This is a genomic window from Mesorhizobium sp. WSM3873 (assembly GCF_001672445.1).
Classification (GTDB): Bacteria; Pseudomonadota; Alphaproteobacteria; order Rhizobiales; family Rhizobiaceae; genus Mesorhizobium.
This window is the reverse complement of sequence record NZ_LYTM01000004.1, coordinates 55,687-77,685: the sequence shown is the minus strand read 5'-3', so window position 1 is coordinate 77,685 and position 21,999 is coordinate 55,687. Positions and strand designations below refer to the sequence as shown.

At 63.6% G+C, this 21,999-nt stretch carries 22 protein-coding genes; 7 read left to right on the top strand and 15 right to left on the bottom strand.

The window, feature by feature from the left end; all coding sequences use genetic code 11:
• Positions 1 to 47: 47 nt before the first annotated feature.
• The 3 genes from tam to A9K71_RS03965 form a co-directional block, all read right to left on the bottom strand.
• Positions 48 to 815 carry a trans-aconitate 2-methyltransferase gene (gene tam / locus A9K71_RS03975; RefSeq protein WP_066990656.1) on the bottom strand — a complete coding sequence of 256 codons (768 nt, stop codon included), beginning with the start codon at positions 813 to 815 and terminating at the stop codon, positions 48 to 50.
• Positions 816 to 853: 38 nt separating this feature from the next.
• The gene (ettA, locus tag A9K71_RS03970; protein ID WP_066990654.1) at positions 854 to 2,503 is read right to left on the bottom strand and encodes an energy-dependent translational throttle protein EttA; all 1,650 of its coding nucleotides are present in this window, start codon (positions 2,501 to 2,503) and stop codon (positions 854 to 856) included.
• A 155-nt stretch (positions 2,504 to 2,658) separates the two neighbouring features.
• A complete protein-coding gene (locus A9K71_RS03965; RefSeq protein ID WP_066990652.1) occupies positions 2,659 to 3,669 on the bottom strand; it encodes a ribonuclease in 1,011 nt (336 codons plus the stop codon).
• Positions 3,670 to 3,865: 196 nt separating this feature from the next.
• Between A9K71_RS03965 and A9K71_RS03960 the strand changes: the two genes are divergently transcribed.
• The 3 genes from A9K71_RS03960 to A9K71_RS03950 all read left to right on the top strand — a co-directional run bounded on the left by A9K71_RS03960 (position 3,866) and on the right by A9K71_RS03950 (position 7,701).
• Positions 3,866 to 4,798: an alpha/beta hydrolase gene (locus A9K71_RS03960; protein ID WP_066990650.1), complete on the top strand. Its 933-nt coding sequence runs from the start codon at positions 3,866 to 3,868 to the stop codon at positions 4,796 to 4,798.
• An 81-nt stretch (positions 4,799 to 4,879) separates the two neighbouring features.
• Entirely contained in the window at positions 4,880 to 6,055 is a 1,176-nt protein-coding gene (locus tag A9K71_RS03955) for a CaiB/BaiF CoA-transferase family protein (RefSeq protein WP_066990648.1), read from the top strand.
• Positions 6,052 to 7,701 (top strand): thiamine pyrophosphate-binding protein, encoded by a 1,650-nt coding sequence (locus A9K71_RS03950; protein ID WP_066990646.1) that lies wholly within the window; start codon positions 6,052 to 6,054, stop codon positions 7,699 to 7,701. Before A9K71_RS03955 ends, A9K71_RS03950 begins: the two co-directional genes overlap by 4 nt.
• A 49-nt stretch (positions 7,702 to 7,750) precedes the next feature.
• Here the strand turns inward: A9K71_RS03950 and A9K71_RS03945 are convergent, their stop codons facing one another.
• From A9K71_RS03945 to A9K71_RS03920, 5 genes are all read right to left on the bottom strand, one after another.
• The gene (locus A9K71_RS03945) at positions 7,751 to 8,197 is read right to left on the bottom strand and encodes a CHRD domain-containing protein (RefSeq protein ID WP_066990644.1); all 447 of its coding nucleotides are present in this window, start codon (positions 8,195 to 8,197) and stop codon (positions 7,751 to 7,753) included.
• Between the two features lie 175 nt (positions 8,198 to 8,372).
• Positions 8,373 to 9,344, bottom strand: a complete 972-nt coding sequence (locus A9K71_RS03940; protein ID WP_066990642.1) for an ABC transporter substrate-binding protein — start codon at positions 9,342 to 9,344, stop codon at positions 8,373 to 8,375.
• Between the two features lie 39 nt (positions 9,345 to 9,383).
• Positions 9,384 to 10,538 (bottom strand): ABC transporter permease, encoded by a 1,155-nt coding sequence (locus A9K71_RS03935; protein WP_066990640.1) that lies wholly within the window; start codon positions 10,536 to 10,538, stop codon positions 9,384 to 9,386.
• Positions 10,535 to 11,413, bottom strand: coding sequence for an ABC transporter permease (locus A9K71_RS03930; RefSeq protein ID WP_066990637.1), 879 nt, complete (start codon positions 11,411 to 11,413; stop codon positions 10,535 to 10,537). Before A9K71_RS03930 ends, A9K71_RS03935 begins: the two co-directional genes overlap by 4 nt.
• 361 nt (positions 11,414 to 11,774) lie before the next feature.
• Positions 11,775 to 12,566, bottom strand: coding sequence for an ABC transporter ATP-binding protein (locus A9K71_RS03920; RefSeq protein WP_066990627.1), 792 nt, complete (start codon positions 12,564 to 12,566; stop codon positions 11,775 to 11,777).
• 110 nt (positions 12,567 to 12,676) lie between these two features.
• On the opposite strand from A9K71_RS03920, the gene A9K71_RS03915 reads away from it, so the two are divergent.
• Positions 12,677 to 13,087: a cupin domain-containing protein gene (locus tag A9K71_RS03915; RefSeq protein ID WP_176478031.1), complete on the top strand. Its 411-nt coding sequence runs from the start codon at positions 12,677 to 12,679 to the stop codon at positions 13,085 to 13,087.
• Positions 13,088 to 13,104: 17 nt separating this feature from the next.
• Here A9K71_RS03915 and A9K71_RS03910 read toward each other — a convergent pair whose 3' ends face one another.
• The 4 genes from A9K71_RS03910 to A9K71_RS03895 form a co-directional block, all read right to left on the bottom strand.
• Positions 13,105 to 13,482 (bottom strand): hypothetical protein, encoded by a 378-nt coding sequence (locus tag A9K71_RS03910; RefSeq protein ID WP_066990620.1) that lies wholly within the window; start codon positions 13,480 to 13,482, stop codon positions 13,105 to 13,107.
• A gap of 2 nt (positions 13,483 to 13,484) precedes the next feature.
• Complete coding sequence (gene hydA, locus A9K71_RS03905; protein WP_066990617.1) at positions 13,485 to 14,936, bottom strand: dihydropyrimidinase; 1,452 nt, start codon at positions 14,934 to 14,936, stop codon at positions 13,485 to 13,487.
• Positions 14,937 to 15,000: 64 nt separating this feature from the next.
• A complete protein-coding gene (locus A9K71_RS03900; RefSeq protein ID WP_066990614.1) occupies positions 15,001 to 16,251 on the bottom strand; it encodes a Zn-dependent hydrolase in 1,251 nt (416 codons plus the stop codon).
• Between the two features lie 69 nt (positions 16,252 to 16,320).
• On the bottom strand, positions 16,321 to 17,649 hold the full coding sequence (locus A9K71_RS03895; RefSeq protein WP_066990611.1) for an aspartate aminotransferase family protein: 1,329 nt from the start codon (positions 17,647 to 17,649) through the stop codon (positions 16,321 to 16,323).
• A gap of 254 nt (positions 17,650 to 17,903) precedes the next feature.
• Here A9K71_RS03895 and A9K71_RS03890 point away from each other — a divergent pair, with 254 nt between their 5' ends.
• Entirely contained in the window at positions 17,904 to 18,533 is a 630-nt protein-coding gene (locus A9K71_RS03890; RefSeq protein ID WP_066990985.1) for a TetR family transcriptional regulator C-terminal domain-containing protein, read from the top strand.
• A 12-nt stretch (positions 18,534 to 18,545) separates the two neighbouring features.
• Here the strand turns inward: A9K71_RS03890 and A9K71_RS03885 are convergent, their stop codons facing one another.
• Positions 18,546 to 19,418, bottom strand: a complete 873-nt coding sequence (locus A9K71_RS03885) for a helix-turn-helix transcriptional regulator (protein WP_066990608.1) — start codon at positions 19,416 to 19,418, stop codon at positions 18,546 to 18,548.
• A gap of 102 nt (positions 19,419 to 19,520) precedes the next feature.
• Between A9K71_RS03885 and A9K71_RS03880 the strand changes: the two genes are divergently transcribed.
• Both A9K71_RS03880 and A9K71_RS03875 read left to right on the top strand, forming a co-directional pair.
• The gene (locus A9K71_RS03880; protein ID WP_066990606.1) at positions 19,521 to 20,366 is read left to right on the top strand and encodes an SDR family NAD(P)-dependent oxidoreductase; all 846 of its coding nucleotides are present in this window, start codon (positions 19,521 to 19,523) and stop codon (positions 20,364 to 20,366) included.
• Complete coding sequence (locus A9K71_RS03875; protein ID WP_066990603.1) at positions 20,363 to 21,079, top strand: SDR family oxidoreductase; 717 nt, start codon at positions 20,363 to 20,365, stop codon at positions 21,077 to 21,079. Before A9K71_RS03880 ends, A9K71_RS03875 begins: the two co-directional genes overlap by 4 nt.
• 4 nt (positions 21,080 to 21,083) lie before the next feature.
• Here the strand turns inward: A9K71_RS03875 and A9K71_RS31875 are convergent, their stop codons facing one another.
• Positions 21,084 to 21,518 (bottom strand): DUF3592 domain-containing protein, encoded by a 435-nt coding sequence (locus A9K71_RS31875; protein ID WP_066990595.1) that lies wholly within the window; start codon positions 21,516 to 21,518, stop codon positions 21,084 to 21,086.
• Between the two features lie 221 nt (positions 21,519 to 21,739).
• On the bottom strand, positions 21,740 to 21,934 hold the full coding sequence (locus A9K71_RS29760) for a hypothetical protein (RefSeq protein WP_348626971.1): 195 nt from the start codon (positions 21,932 to 21,934) through the stop codon (positions 21,740 to 21,742).
• Positions 21,935 to 21,999: the final 65 nt, after the last annotated feature.

Sequence of the window (21,999 nt, the reverse complement as noted above, 5' to 3'; positions counted from 1 at the left end):
AGCCTAAATCGCAGTTCCGGCTATCGCGATGAGTTGACCGGAAACGGTCAGGCCCGCTTGGCAATGATGAAGATGCGCGGGAAGCGCAGCAGCACCTTGCCGTTCGCCGTCTTCGGATAGGCCTTTGCGATCTTTGCGGTGTAGCTTTCGAGGAATGTCTTTCTCTCGTCCGCGTCGAGCGGATCGAGGAACGGCTTCAGCCCCGTCGCCTTGACCCATTCGACGATCGCTTCGGCATTGGCCAACGGATGATTGTAGATCGTGTGCCAGATATCCACGCGATCGGCGAGCGGCGACAGAAGATCGTAGTAGAAGGAAACCGCGGGCAGCGGCGCGCGGGCGGCACTCCTGAGCTTGGCCGAGAACGGCATCTCGGCCGCGGTGTCGCGCATCAACCGATGCGAGGGTTCGCCAAGATTATCAGGCATCTGGATGGCCAAGGCGCCGCCCGGCGCGAGCAGCCCGATCAGCCGCTGGAACACCGCCGGATGCTCCGGCAGCCATTGAAAGACCGCGTTTGCGAAGATCACGTCGACGGGCTGTGCCGGCTGCCATGCGGAAGCATCGGCTAGAGCGAAATTCACGTTGGGCAGCCGCGCCTTCGCCTTCTCGATCATGTCGGGTGAGGTGTCGAAGCCGCTGACCTCCGCATCCGGCCAGCGCTCGACCAGCAGCTCCGTCGAGTTGCCCGGACCGCAGCCGATATCGACGACGCGGCGCGGGAAATCGACCGGGACTTGTGCTGCCAGGTCCCGCGCGGGCCGCGTGCGCTCGTCCTCGAACTTCAGATATTGGGCGGCGGACCAGTCAGCCATTTCAGAACCTCATATTTGTTCGCCGCCCATGGACTTTGCTACCGCGTCAGCCGCTTGTGCGTCATGCGGTGCGGGGTTGCCGCTTCCGCGCCCAGGCGACGCAGCTTGTCCTTCTCATATTCCTCGAAGTTGCCTTCGAACCATTCGACATGCGCGTCGCCCTCGAAGGCGAGCATGTGGGTCGCCATGCGGTCGAGGAACATGCGGTCGTGGCTGATGATCACCGCGCAACCGGCATAGGCTTCGAGCGCATCTTCCAGCGCGCCCAGCGTTTCGGTGTCGAGATCGTTGGTCGGTTCGTCGAGCAGCAGCACATTGCCGCCGCCCTTCAGCATCTTGGCCAGATGCACGCGGTTGCGCTGGCCGCCGGAAAGATTGCCGACCTTCTGCTGCTGGTCGCCGCCGCGGAAGTTGAAGGACGAGCAGTAAGCGCGGCTGTTGACCTCGTGCTTGCCGAGCTTGATGACCTCGGCGCCGCCCGAGATCTCTTCCCAAACCGTCTTGTTCGGGTCGAGCGCGTCGCGGCTCTGGTCGACATAGCCGAGCTTCACAGTCTCGCCCTTGCGGATCGAGCCGGCATCCGGTGTTTCCTGACCGGTGATCATCTTGAACAGGGTCGTCTTGCCGGCGCCGTTCGGGCCGATGACGCCGACGATGCCGCCCGGCGGCAGTTTGAACGACAAATCCTCGATCAAAAGCTCGTCGGCAAAGCCCTTGTTGAGGCCCTCGACCTCGATGACGACATTGCCGAGGCGCTCGCTCGACGGGATGACGATCTGCGTGTCGGTCGGCTTGCGGTTCTGCGACTGCTCGACCAATTCCTCATAGGCCTTGATGCGCGCCTTGGACTTGGTCTGGCGCGCCTTCGGCGAGGATTGGATCCATTCGCGCTCGCGCCAGATCGCCTTCTGGCGGGCGTCGTCCTCGCGCCCTTCCTGGATCAGGCGCTTGGCCTTGGCGTCGAGATATTTGGTGTAGTTGCCCTCGTAGGGAATGCCGCGGCCGCGGTCGAGCTCGAGAATCCAGCCGGTGACGTTGTCGAGGAAGTAGCGGTCGTGGGTGATGATCAGCACCGAGCCCGGATAGTCGCGCAGGTGCTTTTCCAGCCACTGCGTGGTCTCGGCGTCGAGATGGTTGGTCGGCTCGTCGAGCAGCAAAAGGTCGGGCTGCTCGAGCAGCAGCCGGCAGAGCGCCACGCGGCGGCGCTCGCCGCCCGAGAGGTTCGTCACCTCGGAATCGGCCGGCGGGCACTGCAGGGCGTCCATCGCCATCTCGACCTGCTGCTCGAGATCCCAAAGGTTCAGCCGGTCCATCTCGTCCTGCAGCTTGGCCGACTCGTCCGCCGTCTCGTCGGAATAGTTCATCATCAGCTCGTTATAGCGCTCGATGATGGCAGTCTTCCTGGCGACGCCGTCCATGACGTTTTCACGCACGGTCTTGCTGTTGTCGAGCTGCGGCTCCTGCGCGAGGTAGCCCACGGTCGCGCCCTCGGCCAGCCACGCCTCGCCCTGAAACTCCTTGTCGAGCCCGGCCATGATGCGCAGGATGGTCGACTTGCCCGAGCCGTTGGGGCCGAGGATGCCGATCTTGGCGTCCGGATAGAAGGACAGGTGGATGTTATCGAGCACCTTCTTGGTGCCGTAGGCCTTCGACAGGCCTGACATGTGATAGATGAACTGGCGAGCCACGCGCGCTTTCCCTGAAACTGAACTGTCGAATTGGGTGGAGTTGCGCGCTATGTAGGAGATGAAGCGCCGAACGGCAATCGCTTTCGCCGCGTCGTGAACTCTACCGGCCGGCAATCATGCTCGGTTCGGTGGCCGAATCCGGGCGGTGGCACGTCCTATTGGAACCCTATCGCGTCGACCGTGCCCTTCGGGCAGCCCGCCTTGCTCGTCGGCGCCGAGGCGATCAGCAGGCTGGCGAGCTTACTGTCGGGGCCGATCGGACCGGAGAGACCGAGCGTCAGCTCGCCGATCAACCGCCTTCCGCTCGACGGATCGACAAGGCAGGAGACGCGCACGCGGTCGCCGGCACCCTTGCCGAAGGCCTGGTCGAAGGCATTGCGGATCTGCTCCGATGTCAGCTGCTTGCCGATGTTTTTGACGAAGAGATCGCGCACTGGCGAGGCGTTCACCGCGCGCATCAGATTGAGCGCGTCGGAGAAATACTCTTGCTGGCTCTTGCCGTAGCAGGTGCCGTGCTTGATCCATTCATGGCGCTCCAGCTTGGACGCCGTGCCCGGCATCATCTGGTCGAGCTCGGCGCGCGTGTTGGCGTCGAGTTCGACGGGTGGCAAATCTCCCCAATGCGCGGGATTGTCGTTGGCCTTGTCGCCCGCCGACACCTGGCAATAGAAATTGCCGTTCGGCTGCGGCCACAGCCCATGCAGCGTGAAGTGCGAAGCGTCGAATTCGTTGGGATTCTGCGCCTTGCATTCGGGTTTGCTGGCCTTGGTCTCACAGAACGCGGGCTGCCAGCTCAGCGCGAACACATATTCAGGCTTGCCGGAACCGGCTTGCGACGGCTTCATCGGATCGGCCGGCGAGGGCGTGGCGGACGCGCTGCCGCCGATGACATGGCCGCAGTTGATCTTCACCCAGCGTCGCTCCGGATCGGCGCCAGGAACCTGGATGAGATAATGGGTAGGCTCGTCCTTGTTGCCTGCCAGAAGCTGATAGGTCTGTCCCGCTTGGGTAGACACGTTGCCGGAGTTCTTGCCGCTCTTGATGGCTTGCGTTGCCGGACAGGCGCTGTCGGCCACGAAGGTGCCGCTCATCTTCACATCGGCCTGAGCCGCGCCGGCGCCAACCAGGGCCAGAACAACCGAACCCCATACTGCCCAAACCCGCATTCCCGCTCTCCCGGCGATCATCGAACCGTATCGGATTCGCCACATTAGAACAGGCGACGTGTCAGAATTGCGATCTTTGTCGTCGCGCGAAAATAATCCCCAGGAGAGCGATAAGCGCACTCCACATGGCTCGAAAGGATCGCGCTCTCTTGACGCAGCCGAAGCCCTCGCCCATCAGTCGCCAAGGGAGCGAGACATGCCATTCGACAAGCAGACCAGGCTGGCCTCACCGACCGGGGCCGACCTCAACCTCTATGTGAGACATGCGCAAATATCCCCGCGCGCCGTCATCCAGATCAATCACGGCTTGGCCGAGCATGCGGCGCGTTACGCCCGCTTTGCCGACTTCCTCGGCGCGCGCGGCTTCCATGTCTACGCCCATGACCATCGCGGCCATGGCGCGACAAAGGCGCCCGATGCGCCGCTCGGCCGGTTCGCCGATACCGACGGCATCGCCAAGGTGATTGCCGATGTCGGCGCGGTGCATGATCTGATCGCCGTTGAACATCCGGGATTGCCGGTCATCGCTTTTGGACATTCGCTCGGCGCCTCGATCGCGCTGAATTTCGTGCTCCGCCATTCCGATCGCGTCCATGGCGCAGCGATCTGGAACGGCAATTTCTCGCAAGGCCTGCTCGGCCGGCTGGCCCTGGCCATCCTGGGCTGGGAAAGGATGCGGCTGGGCTCCGACGTGCCATCTCGGCTGCTGCCCAAGCTGACCTTCCAGGCCTGGGGCAAGGCCGTGCCCAATCACCGGACCTTGTTCGACTGGCTGTCGCGCGATCGGGTCGAGGTCGACAAATACATCGCCGACCCGCTCTGCGGCTGGGATGCCTCCGTCTCCATGTGGCGCGATGTGGTCAACCTCGCGCTCTACGCCGGCAGGGATTCGAGCTTCGCCGGCGTGCGCCGCGACCTCTTCGTCAATCTGATCGGCGGCGAGAAGGATCCGGCATCGGACCACGGCAAAGCGGTTCACCACCTTGCCCGGCGGATGGACAAAATGGGCTTTTCGAATCTGGTTTCAAAGGTTTACGCCGACACCCGCCACGAAAGCCTGAACGAGGTCAACCGCGACATCATCATGAATGATTTCGCCGCCTGGGCGGATCATACGCTGAAACCCTAGCGGCATTGGCCCATTGCATGGGTCGTGACAGGGGCGACCTCTGTTGGTAGACGCTGCGCTTTCAACCCTTCACGGTGATCCATGGCTGAACCCCCGCTGAAAGGCATCCGCGTCATCGAACTCGCTCGCATCCTGGCAGGCCCCTGGGCCGGGCAGTTGCTCGCCGATCTCGGCGCCGATGTCATCAAGGTCGAGAGCCCGGACGGCGGCGACGACACCCGCAAATGGGGCCCCCCCTTCGTCATGAGCCATGACGGCGAGAACCTTTCGGCGGCTTATTATCATTCCTGCAATCGCGGCAAGCGCTCGATCGCCATCGATTTCTCCAAGCCCGAAGGCGCCGACACGCTCCGCCGCCTCGTCGCCACGGCCGACGTGCTGATCGAGAACTTCAAGCTCGGCGGTCTCAAGAAATACGGGCTCGACTATGAAAGCCTGAAGAGGATCAACCCGCGTCTCGTCTATTGCTCGATCACCGGCTTTGGCCAGGACGGGCCCTACGCGCCCCGCGCGGGTTACGATTTCATCATCCAGGCGATGGCCGGCATGATGTCGATCACCGGCGAGGTCGGCCGCGAGCCGCAGAAGGCGGGCGTCGCCATCTCCGACCTGTTCACTGGGCTTTATTCGGTGATCGCCATCCAGGCGGCGCTCCGCCACGCAGAAAGGACCGGTGAAGGCCAGCATATCGACATGGCGCTCTTCGACAGCCAGATCTCGGCGCTCGGCAACCAGAACCTCAACTATCTGGTCTCCGGCAAGTCGCCCGTGCAGATGGGCAACGCGCATATGAACATCGCGCCTTACGAGGTGCTGCCGGTCAGGGACGGCCATATCATTCTGGCGGTCGGCAATGACGGACAATTCATCAAGTTCTGCGCAGTGGTCGGGCTGACCGAGTTGCCAGCCAATCCGGATTTCGCCACCAATCCGGCGCGCGTCGCCAATCGCGCCAAGCTGCGCGAACAGATCATCGAGTCGCTGAGCACGTGGGATCGCGATCCGCTGCTGGCGAAGCTCGAGGCGGCCGGCGTGCCGGCAAGCCCGATCAACACGATCGGCCAGATGTTCGCCGACCCGCAGACGATCGCGCGCGGCATGAAGCTCAACCTCGACGACGGCCATGGCAATTTGCTGCCTACGGTACGTGCGCCGATGGTGATGTCCGGCACGCCGCTCGTCTATGAGCGCCCCTCGCCGCGTCTCGGCGAGCACACTGAGGAAATCCTTGCCGAACTGGAGAGATCAGCAAAATGAAGACCGGCGGACAATTGATCGTCGAGGCGCTCGAAGCGAACGGCACCGACCGCATCTTCTGCGTTCCAGGCGAATCCTATCTGGCGGTGCTCGACGCGCTGCATGACTCGCCGATCCGCACCATCGTCTGCCGTCAGGAAGGCGGAGCGGCGATGATGGCCGACTGCCAGGGGCGCCTGACCGGCAAGCCCGGGATATGCTTTGTCACCCGCGGCCCCGGCGCCACCAACGCTTCGGCCGGCATTCATATCGCCATGCAGGATTCGGTGCCGCTGATCCTGTTCATCGGCCAGGTCGCCAGTCACGCCAAGGAGCGCGAGGCTTTTCAGGAGGTCGACTACAAGCGCTTCTTCGGCGACATCGCCAAATGGGTGGTCGAGATCGACGATGCCTCGCGCATCCCGGAATTCGTCACCCGCGCCTTCGCGGTGGCGACGTCGGGCCGACCTGGTCCGGTCGTCATCTCGCTGCCCGAGGACATGCTGACCAGCGAGGTCGAGGCCCCACCGGCGCTGGCTCATACGCCGGTCGAAACAAGCCCCGGTGAAGCCGAACTCGACCGGCTTGAGGCCCTGCTCAATGCCGCCAAACGGCCAATTGCCATCCTGGGCGGCACGCGCTGGGATATTCAGGCGGTTCAGGACGTCACCCGGATCGCCGAGGCGTGGTCACTGCCGGTCGGCTGCTCGTTCCGCCGCCAGATGCTGTTCGACCACTTGCATCCGAACTATGCCGGCGATGTCGGCATCGGCATCAATCCGAAGCTGGCTGCAGCGATCAAGCAGGCAGACCTGGTGCTGCTCATCGGCGGCCGCATGGGCGAGATGCCGTCCTCGGACTATACGCTGTTGAAAAGCCCATACCCCGACCAGATGCTGGTGCATGTCCACGCCGACGCCGGCGAGCTTGGCCGCGTCTATCGGCCGACCCTGGCGATCAACGCCTCCCCCACCGCCTTCGTGCGGGCTTTCGCCAGACGCAAAGGTTCGGCCGCGCCCGGTTGGGCGGCGGAGACGGCAAAGCTGCATGCCGCCTATCTCGAATGGTCGACGCCGCCTCAGACCGGCCCCGGCGCCGTCCAGATGGGGCCGATCATGACCTATCTGGAAAAGGCGCTCCCGGAAGACGCCATCCTCACCAACGGCGCCGGCAACTACGCCACCTGGGTGCATCGCTTCCACCGCTTCCGCCGCTTCGCCACGCAGGCGGCGCCGACTTCCGGCTCGATGGGCTACGGCACGCCGGCCGCGGTCGCGGCCAAGGCCCTGTACCCGGATCGCGAGGTCATCGCGTTTGCCGGCGACGGCTGCTTTCTGATGAACGGGCAGGAGTTCGCGACCGCCGTGCAATACGACCTGCCGATCATCGTGGTGGTCGTCAACAACGGCATCTACGGCACGATCCGCATGCATCAGGAGCGGGAATATCCGAGCCGCGTCGTGGCGACCGACCTCAAGAACCCGGATTTCGCCGCCCTCGCCCGCGCCTATGGCGGCCATGGCGAGACCGTCGAAAAGACCGAAGACTTCGCTCCGGCCTTCGAGCGCGCACGCGCCAGCGGCAAGCCGGCGATCGTCGAGATCAGGCTCGATCCTGAAGCCATCACGCCGACCCGCACGCTGACACAGATACGCGACAAGTCCTGATCCGGCAGAACGAGGCGGTCGCCCCCCTCGTTGCTGCCAGGAAACTCCGCTACATCGATCCGCCTGCCTTCTCGATCTGGCCGCGGATCTCGCCGTCCGGATTCGCCTTGGTGTGGACGTTGACGTAGTACTTGCCGGCCTCGAGGTCGGCTGCCTGCGCGTCGGTCAGCGTCGCCGATCCCTTGATCGGGCTCTTGAGCTTCTTGAATGGGATCACCGGAGGTGCGTTTTCACCCGACGCGGCCGGGCCGTGAATGTGAGCAGCCGTCGCAGGTCCGCTGAGGCCGGAATATTTGACGTTCCAGCTGAGCTTCTTCTTGGCGGTGTCGAAGGTGAATGTGGCGGTTCCCTTGCCTTTGGTGGTGACGGGCGGGCTCTGCTGGCTACCGTCGAGCGTCGCATTGTACTTCACAGTTTCGGCCAAGGCCGGAGATGCGAGCAGCAAAGCAGTCGAGACAGCAAAGGCCGAAAGCATCGGCCATGATTGGATGCGCATTGGAGAACCTCCTTGGCTGGCGCGCATCCGCCCCGCCGCGGCTCCCCCGGCGCGCGGATGCCCCACTGCAACGGTTGGCAGGCCGCTTGTATCCCTGCACACGGATATTTTACCACAGCCAAGCAAAAGGGGCGGTCACCCGCCCCCGTTAAGTCTCGACTTGGCGAGGTCGACCTTACTTGATCGCCTTGTCGGTGATCGCGGTCGTGTAGGCGCCCGACGGCTCCTTGGCGATGATCTTCTGGTCGAGCAGCGCCTTGGCGGTGCGCTCATAGGTGGCCGGATCGAGCTTGCCGTCGGCATTGTCGATCAGCTTGGCGACTTCGCCCATCATGCGCTTCTGATGGTTCTCGTCCTGGCCGCCATTATCCATGACGATCTCGGCCGCCTCATCCGAATTGTCGACCGCGTATTTCCAGCCCTTCATCGAGGCGCGCACGAAGCGCACCATCTTGTCCTCGAAGGCCGGATCCTTCAGCTTGTTCTCCAGCGCGTAGAGGCCGTCCTCAAGCAGGTCGTTGCCCATGGCCGAATAGTTGAAGACGGTGAGCTGCTCCGGCTTGTAGCCGGCGTCGATCAGCTGCCAGTACTCGTTATAGGTCATGACCGAGATGCAGTCCGCCTGCTTCTGGATCAGCGGCTGAACGTCAAAACTCTGCTTCAGCACGGTGACGCCGTCCTTGCCGCCGTCGGTCTTGAGGCCAAGCTTGTTCATCCAGGCATAGAACGGGTACTCGTTGCCGAAGAACCAGACGCCGAGGGTGTGACCCTTGAAGTCGGCTTCGGTCTTGATCGGGCCGTCCTTCGGGCAGACCAGCTCCATGCCGGCCTTCTTGAACGGCTGGGCGATGTTGACCAGCGGCACGCCTTTTTCACGGGCGGCCAGCGCGCCGCCCATCCAGTCGACGATCACATCGGCGCCGCCGCCTGCGATCACCTGCTCGGGCGCGATATCCGGCCCGCCCGGCTTGATGTCGACGTCGAGCCCTTCGGCCTCGTAGAAGCCCTTGGCCTTGGCGACGTAGTAGCCCGCGAACTGGGCCTGCGTGACCCATTTCAGCTGCAGCGTCACCTTGTCGGCCGCCATCGCTTGGAAAGCGGCCAGCGACATCGCCCCGGCCAGAGCAGAAATTACCAGTCTTTTCATGTTTTTACCCTCTGAAGTTAGCACCCAAACCCACCGCCCCTATCCACCACGGACAGAGGGATGCCAAAACGTGACGGCTCTCTCGACAAGAGCGACCACGCCATAAAAGACCGAACCCGCCAGTGCTGCAACTGCGATTTCGGCCCAGACCATGTCGATGTTCATCCGCCCGACTTCCGTCGAAATGCGGAATCCCATGCCGACCACGGGCGTGCCGAAGAACTCCGCGACGATGGCGCCGATCAGCGCCAGCGTCGAGTTGATCTTCAGCGCATTGAAGATGAACGGCATTGCCGCCGGCAGCCGCAGCTTCAGCAAGGTCGGCCAGTAGCCCGACGCATAAGTGCGCATCAAATCGCGCTCCATGTGGCCGGAGGCGGCAAGCCCCGCGACGGTGTTCACCAGCATCGGGAAGAAGGTCATGGTGATGACGACCGCCGCCTTGGACGGCCAGTCGAAGCCGAACCACATCACCATGATCGGCGCGACGCCGATGATCGGCAGCGCCGATACCATGTTGCCGATCGGCAGCAGCCCGCGCCTGAGGAACGGCACACGGTCGGCAAGGATGGCGACGACGAAGCCGGCGAGATTGCCGACGATGTAGCCGATCAGCACTGCCTTGAAGATCGTCTGCCGCACGTCCGATCCCAGGATCGGCAGCGAGTTGGCCATGCGCGCGCCGATGGCGCTCGGCGGCGGCAAAAGGATGAAGGGAATGCCGGCGCCGCGCGTCACCGCTTCCCAGATGATCAGGATCCAGGCGCCGAAGATCGCCGGAATGATCAGCCGCAGCGCCGTTTTGGCCCCACTGGCTGCAGGCCGTAGCGAGGACAACAGCGCGACGCAGCGCCAGGCAAGCAACCAGTCGGCCGCGAGAACCAGAAAGTACGGCGCCAGTGCCGTGCCCTCGAAGCCTCCGATGCCCTTGACCAGAAGCCACGCTGCGACATGGGCGCCGACGAACAAGACAACGGCTTCGACAAGTGGCGCGAGTCTCACCGTCGAAACCAGCGCCGCGATCAGCAGCAATCCGAGGATGAGACCTTTGGTGCCCATATACGGGTAGGCAACCGTCGCGGCAGGCTCGGCCAGCGCAGCCGCTTCCGGTGTCGACATCGCGCCGAGCGCGAAGGCGACGACGCAAAGAAGGATCGCCAGCACCGCTTGCCAGGATGGTTTCAGCCAGGTCATGCCGGCCTCCCGCCCATGGCGCGGTCGACCAGGCGGCCAGCGATGCCGACCACCATGACCAGAAGCGCGGCAACCACCGAGCCCGCAACCAGCGCCGACCAGATGTCGATCGTCTGGCTGTAATAGGCGCCGGAAAGCAGCTTGGCGCCGATGCCGGCGACAGCACCCGTCGGCAATTCGCCGACGATGGCGCCGACCAGGCTCGCCGCCACCGCCACCTTCATCGACGTGAACAGGAACGGCACCGATGCCGGGACGCGCAGCTTCCAGAAGGTCTGCGAGGCGCTGGCATTATAAGTGTGCATCAGGTCGAGATGCATGAGCTCGGGCGAGCGCAATCCCTTCACCATGCCGACCGCAACCGGGAAGAACGACAGATAGGTCGAGATCAGCGCCTTCGGGATCAGCCCGGTGATGCCGATGGCCGCCAGCACCACGATGATCATCGGCGCCACCGCCAGGATGGGAATGGTCTGCGAGGCGATGATCCAAGGCATCAGGCTGCGGTCGAGCGTCGTCACATGCACGATGCCGACGGCGATCACGATGCCGAGCGCCGTGCCGAAAGCAAAGCCGAGCAGCGTCGAGGACAGCGTCACCCAGGCATTGTAGACAAGGCTGCGGTTCGAGGTGATGCTGCGCAGGAAGGTGTTCTCGAAGAAGTTCACCGCCACCTGGTGCGGCGCCGGCAGCGTCGGCTTCGGCTGCGATAATGTCTTCCCGATGAATTCGACCGTGCCGGGGGTTTCGTTGGCTCTGGCGTCGAGATCGCGCTGGAACGGCGCATTGAGGATGACGGCGAAGACATACCAGAGCACCACCACGCCGGCGAGGATTGAGGTGACCGGGATGATCTTGGAACGGAAGGAGTCCATTTAGCAGGCCTTCCCCCGGCGCAACGGCAGCACGCGGCGCTGCGCGTTTTTCGTCATCATAGGGCGGAGCAAGGAGCGAAGCGACGCGGCGCAGACCCTAGGATCCATGCCGTTACCTCGACGCTCCGCTGTGGCGCAGAATACGCCTCCGTGCGCCGCGCTCAGCTCGTCGGGTATTCTGAGCCGCTTACGGCCTTCGGCCGAGGTCACGGCATGGATCCTAGGGTCTGCGCTCCGCTTCGCGTCGCTCCGCCCTAGGATGACGAAATCACGGCGGTCGGCTCCCGCCACGCGCGCGGCTTCGCGCTTGCTCCGCCCCAGGATGTCGAAGCAGCGGGTGTCCGTCCGCTGGCAAGCACCCTCAATCATCATAGCTGTGCCCCGCCCTCAACCCGTCGCGCACGCGCGCGGCGATCGCCAGGAATTCCGGCGTCTCGCGGATGTCGAGCGGCCGCTTCCTGGGCAAGGTAGATTCGATCACGTCGGTGACGCGGCCCGGCCGCGGCGACATCACCACGATGCGGGTCGACAGATAGACCGCCTCGGGGATCGAGTGAGTGACAAAGCAGATCGTCTTGTTGGTCGAATCCCAGAGTTCGAGAAGCTGTTCGTTCAGATGGTCGCGCACGATCTCGTCGAGCGCGCCGAACGGCTCGTCCATCAAAAGCAAATCGGCGTCGAAGGCGAGAGCGCGCGCGATCGAGGCGCGCTGCTGCATGCCGCCGGACAGCTGCCAGGGATACTTCTTCTCGAAGCCGGAGAGGTTGACGAGTTCGAGGGTTCGCTTGATGCGTTCCGCCTGCTCGGCCTGGCTGAGGCCAATGATTTCCAGCGGCAGCGCCACATTCCGCTCGATCGTGCGCCAAGGAAACAGCGCCGCCGCCTGGAAGACATAGCCGTAAGCCCGCTTCTCGCGCGCCTGCTCCGGCGAAATCCCATTGACGGAGATCGTTCCCGAGGTCGGCTTCTCCAGATCGGCGATAACGCGCAGCAAGGTTGTCTTGCCGCAGCCGGAGGGGCCGATGAAGGAGACGAACTCACCCTTGCCGATGGTGAGATCGACATTGGACAGCGCCTGCACCGGACCGTCATTGGTCTGGAAGGTGAGGCCGAGCTTGCTTGCCGAAACGACGGCTGGCGACTGTCCGCTCATCGGCAGAAACCTGTCTTTCGCAGCCGCTGCCGCGCCGGCCGGAATCCGGTTGATTTTACGATTGCCTTGCTTTCCACTCGTCCAGTCCCACTTGATCGACGCCCGGAGCCTTGCCGATGTCGCCTAAACCCACATGCCACCTTATTCGCCCTGAAAGCACTTATGAAGGCAAGCAAGGCTTGAGCTATTTCGCCGGTATAGCCGCCGAAACCGTCGGCTCCTCCGGCATTTGTATGCACCTTCTCACCATGCCGCCCGGCGCCCGCGCCAAGGCGCATATGCATGAGAACCACGAGACCGCGATCTATGTGCTCTCCGGCGAGGTCCATACCTGGTATGGCGACCGGCTCGAGCATCACAAAGTCGTCCAGGCCGGCGACCTGTTCTACATTCCGGCGGGCGTGCCGCATCTGCCCGCCAATCTGAGCGGAGCGCCCTCTTCGGCGGTCATCGCCCGCACCGATCCCAACGAGCAGGAAAGCGTGGTCCTGATGCCGGAACTGGATGCGTTGGTTGCCTGAGGTCGACGGGACCGCCGTCATTTGCACCGGGAGACTTCTCCCATCGCGTTGCCGTCCTTGTCGGCGATCACCAGTCTCTTGGCGTTCTTGGCGCTGCGCTTGATGATGAACTGGGCCGGCGTCTGCCCCTCCTCGCCTTCCGCCTCGCACTGCGCCGTCACCACAAGGGAGCCATTCGCCTGGGGTCTCTTGTCGGTAAAGGTGCAGGCGCTGGCGACCGTGACGAGCGCCTCGCTGGTCAACAGCAGCATGTCCTCGGCATAGACCTCCTGGCCGTTCTTGTTGATGCAGCCGGATTTGTTGCCCCAGGGTTTGGAGAGATCGATGCCGGCGGCGAAAGCTTGGCCGGCGGCCAGCAGCACGGCTGCCCCGGTCAGAAGGTGAGTTGCGCGCACGCTCAAACTCCGGTCGCCGGAATGCCCGTGCGCTCCACCTTGCGCGGCGCGCTGATCTCCTTCCAGGTCGAAAGCGCGCGGTTGACGGCGGCGTTCGGTTCGCGCGCCACGAACTCGCCGTGCCCGACCTTGGCCTTGACGTCCGCTTCTTCGATCGACAGTTCGCCGCGGGAAAAGACGAAGCGCGGCAGCCCCGTCACCTCGAAGCCCTCAAAGACGTTGTAGTCGATCACCGACTGCTGGTTCTTGGCCGTGATCGTCTTCTTGCGCTTCGGGTCCCAGACCACGATGTCGGCATCGGCGCCTTCGACGATCGCGCCCTTCTTCGGATACATGTTGAGGATCTTGGCGATGTTGGTCGAGGTCACCGCGACGAACTCGTTCATCGTCAGCCGGCCAGTATTGACGCCGCTGGTCCAAAGCACGGGCAGACGATCCTCGAGGCCGCCGGTGCCGTTCGGGATCTTGGTGAAGTCGCCGACGCCGTTGCGCTTCTGCTTGGTGGTGAAGGAGCAGTGGTCGGTCGCCACCACCTGCAGCAATCCGGCCTGCAGGCCTGCCCATAGCGAATCCTGGTGCCACTTGCTGCGGAAAGGCGGGCTCATCACGCGCCGCGCCGCATGGTCCCAGTCCTTGTTGAAATATTCGCTCTCGTCGAGCGTCAGGTGCTGGATCAGCGGCTCGCCATAAACGCGCATGCCCTTCTGGCGTGCCCGGCGGATGGCTTCATGGCTCTGCTCGCAGGAGACGTGCACGACATAGAGCGGCACGCCTGCCATGTCGGCGATCATGATGGCGCGGTTTGTCGCCTCGCCTTCCACTTCGGGCGGACGCGAATAGGCATGCCCCTCGGGGCCGTTATTGCCGGCGGCAAGCAGCTTCTGCGAGAGTGCCGCGACCACGTCGCCATTTTCGGCATGGACCAGCGGCAGCGCGCCGAGATCGGCGCAGCGCTGGAACGAGGAATACATCTCGTCGTCGTCGACCATCAGCGCGCCCTTATAGGCCATGAAATGCTTGAACGAGGTGATGCCCCTGTCGACGACGGTCGCCATCTCGTCGAACACCTGCTTGCCCCACCAGGTGATGGCCATGTGGAAGGAATAGTCGCAGGCAGCCTTCGAGGTCTTGTTGTCCCACATCTGCAGCGCCTCCAGCAGCGACTGCTGCGGCGCCGGCAGGCAGAAATCGACGACCATGGTCGTGCCGCCGGAAAGCGCCGCGCGCGTGCCGGATTCGAAATCGTCGGCCGAATAGGTGCCCATGAAGGGCATTTCGAGATGGGTGTGCGGATCGATGCCGCCCGGCATGACATAGCAGCCGGTGGCGTCGAACTCGTGATCGCCATGCAGGTTCGAGCCGATGGCGATGATCTTGCCGTGCTGCATCAGCACGTCGGCTTTCCACGTGCGGTCGGCGGTGACGATGGTGCCGTTCTTGATGACTTTGGTCATAGCTGTTCCCCTGATCTTTTCACGCTTCTTTGCGAGCGGCTTTTTCGAGGTGATTTCTATTCGGTCATTCGACGATTCCTGCCGTCTCGACCACCGCGTGGAACAGCACATCGGCGCCTGCCGCCGCCCATTCCTTGGAGATGTCCTCGGCCTCGTTGTGGCTGAGCCCGCCGACACAGGGACACATGACCATGGTCGCCGGCGCGACCTTGGCCGCCCAGCAGGCGTCGTGGCCGGCGCCGGAGATGATGTTCATATGGCTGTAGCCCAGCTTCTCGGCGGCGGTGCGGACACGGCCGACCAGCGTCGGATCGAAGGTCACCGGATCGAAATGGCCGACCGCCTCGACGGCGCATTTCACGCCGAGCGGCTCGCAGATCTTCGGCGCCTCCTTCTCGATGCGCGCGCGCATGCCGTCGAGCTTCGCCTTATCGGGCGAGCGGATATCGACAGTGAAGATCACCGTGCCCGGCAAAACGTTGCGGGAGTTGGGCGAGAACTTCACCTGGCCTACACCGCCGACGGCGCCAGGCTGGTTCTCCATCGCGACCGTCTGCACCATCTCCAGTATGCGCGCCATGGCCAACCCTGCATTGACGCGCATGTTCATCGGGGTCGAGCCGGTATGCGCCTCCCTGCCGGTCAGCGTGAATTCCAGCCACCACAGGCCCTGGCAGTGGGTCACCACGCCGATTTGCTTGTTCTCGGCCTCGAGGATGGGCCCCTGCTCGATATGGTACTCGAAATAGGCGTGCATCTTGCGCGCGCCGACCGTCTCGTCGCCGACCCAACCGATCCGCTTCAGCTCGTCGCCGAAGCTAAGGCCGTCGAGATCCTTGCGGGCATAGGCATAATCCTGCGTGTGAACGCCTGCGAACACGGCGGAGGCGAGCATGGCCGGCGCGAAACGGGCTCCCTCCTCGTTCGTCCAGTTGGTGACGACGATCGGATGTTTGGTCTTGATGCCGAGATCGTTGAGCGAGCGCACGACCTCGAGGCCAGAGAGCACTCCGAGCACGCCGTCATATTTGCCGCCGGTCGGCTGGGTATCGAGATGGGAACCGACATAGACCGGCAGCGCGTCCGGATCGGTGCCGGGCCGCGTCATGAACATGGTGCCCATCTGGTCCACGCCCATCGTGAGCCCGGCCTCGTCGCACCAGGACCTGAACAGTTCGCGGCCTTGCTTGTCGGAATCGGTCAGCGTCTGGCGATTGTTGCCCCCGGCGATGCCGGGGCCGATCTTCGCCATCTCCATGATGGAATCCCACAAACGGTCTGAATTGATTCGCAGATTCTCGCCGGGGGCGGCCATTCAAAGTCCTCTCATTTCAGGTCTCCGGTCGGGCGGCGGTTCCCGTCGCCGCCCGAGCGGTTTGAGCAGTTAGTCTATCGAGCGCAGAACATCGCGAACATGGTCGATCAGTTCGTTGATCTGGCCCTTGGTGATGATCAGCGGCGGCGACAGCGCGATGATGTCGCCGGTTGTGCGGATCAGCGCGCCGCGTTCGAACGCTTTGACGAAGGCCGAGAAGGCCCGCTTGGTCGGGCTACCGGCGATCGGCGCAAGCTCGATCGCGCCGATCAGGCCGATATTGCGGATGTCGATGACATGCGGCTCGCCCTTCAACGAATGCAGCGCGTCTTCCCAGTAAGGCGCCAGCTCCTCGCCGCGGGTTAGCAGGCCTTCTTCCTTGTAGGTGTCCAAAGTGCCGAGAGCCGCGGCGCAGGCGATCGGATTGCCCGAATAGGTGTAGCCGTGGAAGAACTCGATCATGTGCTCCGGGCCGTTCATGAAGGCGTCGTGGATTTCCTTCTTCACGAAAACCGCGCCCATCGGGATGACGCCGTTGGATACGCCCTTGGCCGTCGTCATGATATCCGGCGTGACGCCGAAATAATCCGCCCCGAACGGCGCGCCAAGACGGCCGAAGCCGGTGATCACTTCATCGAAGATCAACAATATGCCGTGCTTGGTGCAGATTTCTCGAAGCTTCTGCAGGTAGCCCTTCGGCGGCAGGATGACGCCGGTCGAGCCTGCGACCGGCTCGACGATGACCGCCGCGATGGTCGAGGCGTCATGCAGGGTGACGAGACGCTCCAGCTCGTTCGCCAGTTCGGCGCCGTGCTCAGGCACGCCCTTCGAGAAGGCGTTCTTCTCCGGCAGGTGGGTGTGCGGCAGATGGTCGACGCCGCCGAGCAGCGTGCCGAACATCTTGCGGTTGGCGACGATGCCCCCGACCGAAATGCCGCCGAAATTGACGCCGTGATAGCCGCGCTCGCGGCCGATCAGCCGGGTGCGCGAGCCCTCGCCGCGGACACGGTGATAGGCGATCGCCATCTTCAACGCGGTCTCGACCGATTCCGAGCCGGAATTGGTGAAGAACACATGGTCCATGCCCTTCGGCGCGATATCGACAAGGCGGTTCGCCAGCTCGAACACGATCGGGTGGCCCATCTGGAAGGCCGGCGCATAGTCGAGTTCGGCGGCCTGCTGCTGAATGGCCTCGGTGATCTTCGGCCGGCAATGGCCGGCGTTGACGCACCAGAGGCCTGCAGTGCCGTCGAGCACCTTGCGGCCATCGCTCGTCGTGTAGTGCATGTCCTTGGCGGACACGAACATGCGCGGCGCCTGCTTGAACTGCCGGTTTGCCGTGAACGGCATCCAGAATGCGCTGAGATCGTTCGGCGTGACTTTCAGCCGGTTGGACATGACCAAGATTTCCCCTTGTAACCTGTTTCGGTGCGCTAACGCTTGGTCTTCCCAAGGCTTGGTCTTCGTTGCGTTTTCGTGCTACGCAAAATTTTGACCGGTTGGACAAACGTTAGCACCGCCCTGTCGGCGGTCAAGGGACTACTAACGGAAATGCGGCATCGAAAGCGCGCTCCACGGCTCGGAGAAAAACTGGTCCAGAGAATTGGTCCAGAGTGCCCACACGGCAGCAGCCCGCAAGGATGACGGACACGATGGAAGGCTCAGCTCCACGCCGCACCCGCATCCAGCAGGAAAAGCGCGAGCTCATCCTGGAGGCCGCGCTGGAAGTCTTCTCCGCCAACGGTTTTCGCGGCTCGACCATCGACCAGATTGCCGAAGCCGCCGGCATGTCGAAGCCGAACCTTCTCTATTACTTCCGCCGCAAGGAGGACATTCACGAGACATTGATGCAGCGGCTGCTGGACACCTGGCTGGCGCCGCTCCGCGAGCTTGACGATATCGGCGATCCGATGACCGAGCTCAGAAGCTACATCCGCCGCAAGCTCGAAATGGCGCGCGATTTTCCACGCGAAAGCCGGCTCTTCGCCAACGAGATCCTGCAGGGCGCGCCGCGCATCATGCCGATGCTGGAGGGCGAGCTGAAAACGCTGGTCGAGGAGAAGGCCGCCGTCATCAAGGGCTGGATGCGCGCCGGCAAGATCGCCCGCACCGACCCCTGGCATCTGATCTTCTCGATCTGGGCGACGACGCAGCATTACGCCGATTTCGACGTCCAGGTGCGCGCCGTGCTCGGCTCCGACCGCGGCGGCGACGGCCGCTTCGAGGATGCTGCCCGGTTCCTGGAGCAACTGTTCCTCGATGGGCTGAAGCCGAAAGCTTAGGTCGGGCGAAGATCAGGCGCTGCGCCGCTCGGCGGGCTTCTCTTCCAGCAGCTTCTTGAGCTTGGCGATCGTATTCTGCTCGGGCAATGGCGTGTAGACGATCAGCCGCATGTCTGAGCCGTCGTCGATCGACAGGCTCATATGCTCGAAAGCCATCGGGCCGGCTGTGGGATGGCGGACGTGTTTCACGCCCGTCAGCCTTCTCGCCACGTCCCGCCGCGGCCACCAATCACGGAACTCCGGGCTTGAGCGCATCATCAGCGCGATCAGCCGCTCGAAATCCGGATCGCCAACATATTTGGCGCTCTCCGCGCGAAACGAAGCGAGCACCACGCGGGCAAGCTCTTCCCAATCGACCAGCAGCCGGCGGTGATGCGGGCTTGTGAACACCAGATGGACGATGTTGCGGGCATCGCCCTCCAGCAGGCCATAGTCGCCGAACACGGCGACCGCCGCCGGATTCCAGGCGAGCACGTCCCAACGCCGGCCAACCACATAAGCCGGCTGCAAGACGAGGCTCCTCAGCATGTGCAGCAGTGTGGCGTCGACCTTTTCAGAGGTCGCCGCGCGCTGCTCCGGCTGCTGGCGGCCGGCAAGGATGAACAGATGCCGCTTCTCGACGGTGTCCAGGCGCAGCGCCTCGCAGAGCGCGGTCAGCACTTCGACCGAGGGCCGCACGTCCCGCCCTTGCTCCAGCCAGGTGTACCAGGTGGTGCCGACGCCGGCGATCATTGCCACTTCCTCGCGCCTCAGCCCGGGCGTACGCCGCCTGGCGCCGCTCGCAATCCCAATGTCGGCAGGCGAGAGCCGCTCCCGGCGCGAGCGCAGGAAAGCGCCGAGCTCGCGGCGGCGGCTGTCCTCAGGGGAATGGGGCACGGCATCCATGCAGCTATTATAGCAGTATCGATACCAGGATAAAATTTGAACTGTTTGGCCTGCGCGCCGCGCCCCATCTTGCGTTCAGAGCAGCATAAGGAGGCTCTGAACATGGAACTTAAGAATAAGACCGTTCTCGTCACCGGCTCGACCGACGGGGTTGGCCGCATGGTCGCTGAAAGGCTCGGCGCTGCCGGCGCCCGCGTGCTGGTGCATGGCCGCGACCAAACTCGCGCCAAGGCGACAGTCGCTGCCATCGAAGCCGAGGGCGGCAACGCCGAATTTCTGCTTGCGGATCTTTCGTCGCTCGCCGAAGTGCGCCGCCTTGCCGGCGCCGTGCGGGCAGGAACCGACCGGCTCGACATATTGATCAGTAATGCCGGCGTCGGCACGGGCGGCGAAGGCGCAAAAAGGCAAGTGAGCGCCGACGGCTACGAAATGCGCTTCGCCGTCAACTATCTCGCAGGCTTCCTGCTGTCGTCGGAGCTTTTGCCCTTGCTGAAGGCAAGTGCGCCGGCGCGCATCGTCAATGTCGCCTCCGCCGGCCAGCAGGCGATCGATTTCGACGATGTCAATCTGGCCCGCGGCTACAGCGGCGTGCGCGCCTATTGCCAGAGCAAGCTGGCGCAGATCTTGTTCACCATCGATCTGGCCGAGCAGCTCGAAGGCAGCGGCGTCACCGTCAATGCACTCCATCCGGCAAGCTACATGGATACCACCATGGTCCGGCAGGCCGGCATCACACCGTGGAGCTCGGTCGAGACCGGCGCCGACGCGATCCTCAACTTGGCAATATCTCCGGCGCTCGAAGGGCGCAGCGGCCTCTATTTCGATGGCCAGCGGGAAGCGCGCGCCGATGCCCAGGCCTATGACGAAAGAGCCCGCAGCCGGTTGCGGGCGCTCAGCCTCGAACTGACCGGACAATCTTCCGCGACATCCAGGGAACAGCATTCATGAGCATCGAACATTGCGTTATCATCGGCGGCTCGTCTGGCATTGGCCTTGCCACAGCCAAACGGCTGCTCAGCCCCACGATGAAGGTGACGATCACCGGCCGCAGCGAGGACAAGCTGAACAACGCCTGGAAGAGCCTCGGCGGCACCGTCGGCAAGGCCGCTTTCGACGCGACCAAGCCGGACGCGGTCCGGCACTTCTTCGATGGTCTCGGCCCATTCGACCATCTCGTTCTCGCCGCAAGCGGCGGCAGGGGCCTTGGGCCGTTCGCGACCCTCGACCTTGCCGACATCGGCAGCGGCGTCGACGAGAAGATCAAGCCGCAGCTAGGCTGCTTGCAAGCGGCCCTGCCGACCTTGAACAAAGCCGGATCGGTCACTTTCATTTCGGCCGTCTCGGCGCAGATCGCAGCACCCGGCATTGCCGGCATCGGCGCCATCAACGGCATGCTTTTGACCGTAGTCCCGATCCTGGCCGTCGAACTGAAGCCGCTGCGCGTCAACGTGGTGGCCCCCGGCGTCATCGATACGCCCTGGTGGGATTTTCTATCGGGCGAAGAGCGGCAGGCGGTCTTTGCCGAGTACGCCGGAAAGACGCCGGTCGGCCGTATCGGTCGCGCCGAGGACGTCGCCGACGCGATCGCCTTCCTGGTGTCCAACGGTTTCATGACCGGCCAGGTGCTGACCTGCGACGGCGGCCTGCGCTTCGCCGCCTGAATGATCAATTGGAAATGAGGCCGGGCAGGAAGGCCAGCATCATCAGCCCGGCGACGACCGCATACCAGACAGCCAGGTGGACGGCCTTCATCAGCGGGCGGCCCACTTCCCGCGCCTGCTTCGGGTGGAGTGGGTCATAGATCACTTCGACCGCTGTGCCGACGTTCCCGGTCGTTCCGTTGACCGGCAGGTGCGAGTAGAAATGCCAGGTCTTGCCCAGTCGGTCGGCGAATTCGATGATCGGCGTGTCCGGGCCGTCGCTCGACTTGTCGATGCCGATCACCTTGCCGGTGGCAAAGGCGCCGCGTCGCCTGAGCATGATGTCGCCATAGGTCTGTATGGCGACGACCGCCAGGAAGAAGACGCCGCACAGAAAGCACCATATCTGAATGTCGCTCGGATGCTGGCCGAACGCTCCCGCGACTGCACGGAACGGCAACAGCGCCTGGTGGAAGGCATCCGAAACGCGTGCCCAGAATGCAGTCCAGCTCTGCTCATGAACGCTCCGACGGGCGAACCTGTTTTTGCTAATACAGGACAATCGCGACAAACCGATTAACGCGGCGCCATCGATTGCAGGGAATCCAAGTGCGGTTGTCAGGCATAGTGCGTGACCAGCGCCAGGAACCGCGGCCAGGGCGACATTGGCGACGAAGCCGTTTATGCGTGAGGCGCGATCCGGCCCTGATGATCCCAGAAATTGTGAAACATCGGCGTCGCGACGATCAGGAACAGGGTCAGGCTTGCCGCCAGCCCGGTCCATAAGCCGCCGATCACCAGCAGTCCGGCCATGACAGCAGGACAATGCCCAGCCACAATACCGGCCTGCCTCGGCACGCCGCGTGCCGCCATCATCGGGATGAGCAGGTCTTGTGCTGGACGTTGCGCAGGCCGTCAATGACGAAGGCGCCGCCGAGCAG

Bases quoted from the DNA above. Each gene is read 5' to 3' on its own strand.
- A9K71_RS03955 (WP_066990648.1), top strand. From the start codon at position 4,880: ATGGCTGAACCCCCGCTGAAAGGCATCCGCGTCATCGAACTCGCTCGC.
- A9K71_RS03950 (WP_066990646.1), top strand. From the start codon at position 6,052: ATGAAGACCGGCGGACAATTGATCGTCGAGGCGCTCGAAGCGAACGGC.
- A9K71_RS03920 (WP_066990627.1), bottom strand. From the start codon at position 12,566: ATGAGCGGACAGTCGCCAGCCGTCGTTTCGGCAAGCAAGCTCGGCCTC.
- hydA (WP_066990617.1), bottom strand. From the start codon at position 14,936: ATGACCAAAGTCATCAAGAACGGCACCATCGTCACCGCCGACCGCACG.
- A9K71_RS03930 (WP_066990637.1), bottom strand. From the start codon at position 11,413: ATGGACTCCTTCCGTTCCAAGATCATCCCGGTCACCTCAATCCTCGCC.
- tam (WP_066990656.1), bottom strand. From the start codon at position 815: ATGGCTGACTGGTCCGCCGCCCAATATCTGAAGTTCGAGGACGAGCGC.
- A9K71_RS03885 (WP_066990608.1), bottom strand. From the start codon at position 19,418: ATGGATGCCGTGCCCCATTCCCCTGAGGACAGCCGCCGCCGCGAGCTC.
- A9K71_RS03875 (WP_066990603.1), top strand. From the start codon at position 20,363: ATGAGCATCGAACATTGCGTTATCATCGGCGGCTCGTCTGGCATTGGC.
- A9K71_RS03895 (WP_066990611.1), bottom strand. From the start codon at position 17,649: ATGTCCAACCGGCTGAAAGTCACGCCGAACGATCTCAGCGCATTCTGG.
- A9K71_RS03890 (WP_066990985.1), top strand. From the start codon at position 17,904: ATGGAAGGCTCAGCTCCACGCCGCACCCGCATCCAGCAGGAAAAGCGC.
- A9K71_RS03945 (WP_066990644.1), bottom strand. From the start codon at position 8,197: ATGCGCATCCAATCATGGCCGATGCTTTCGGCCTTTGCTGTCTCGACT.
- A9K71_RS03900 (WP_066990614.1), bottom strand. From the start codon at position 16,251: ATGGCCGCCCCCGGCGAGAATCTGCGAATCAATTCAGACCGTTTGTGG.
- A9K71_RS03935 (WP_066990640.1), bottom strand. From the start codon at position 10,538: ATGACCTGGCTGAAACCATCCTGGCAAGCGGTGCTGGCGATCCTTCTT.
- A9K71_RS03940 (WP_066990642.1), bottom strand. From the start codon at position 9,344: ATGAAAAGACTGGTAATTTCTGCTCTGGCCGGGGCGATGTCGCTGGCC.
- A9K71_RS29760 (WP_348626971.1), bottom strand. From the start codon at position 21,934: ATGATGGCGGCACGCGGCGTGCCGAGGCAGGCCGGTATTGTGGCTGGG.
- A9K71_RS03965 (WP_066990652.1), bottom strand. From the start codon at position 3,669: ATGCGGGTTTGGGCAGTATGGGGTTCGGTTGTTCTGGCCCTGGTTGGC.
- A9K71_RS03960 (WP_066990650.1), top strand. From the start codon at position 3,866: ATGCCATTCGACAAGCAGACCAGGCTGGCCTCACCGACCGGGGCCGAC.
- A9K71_RS03880 (WP_066990606.1), top strand. From the start codon at position 19,521: ATGGAACTTAAGAATAAGACCGTTCTCGTCACCGGCTCGACCGACGGG.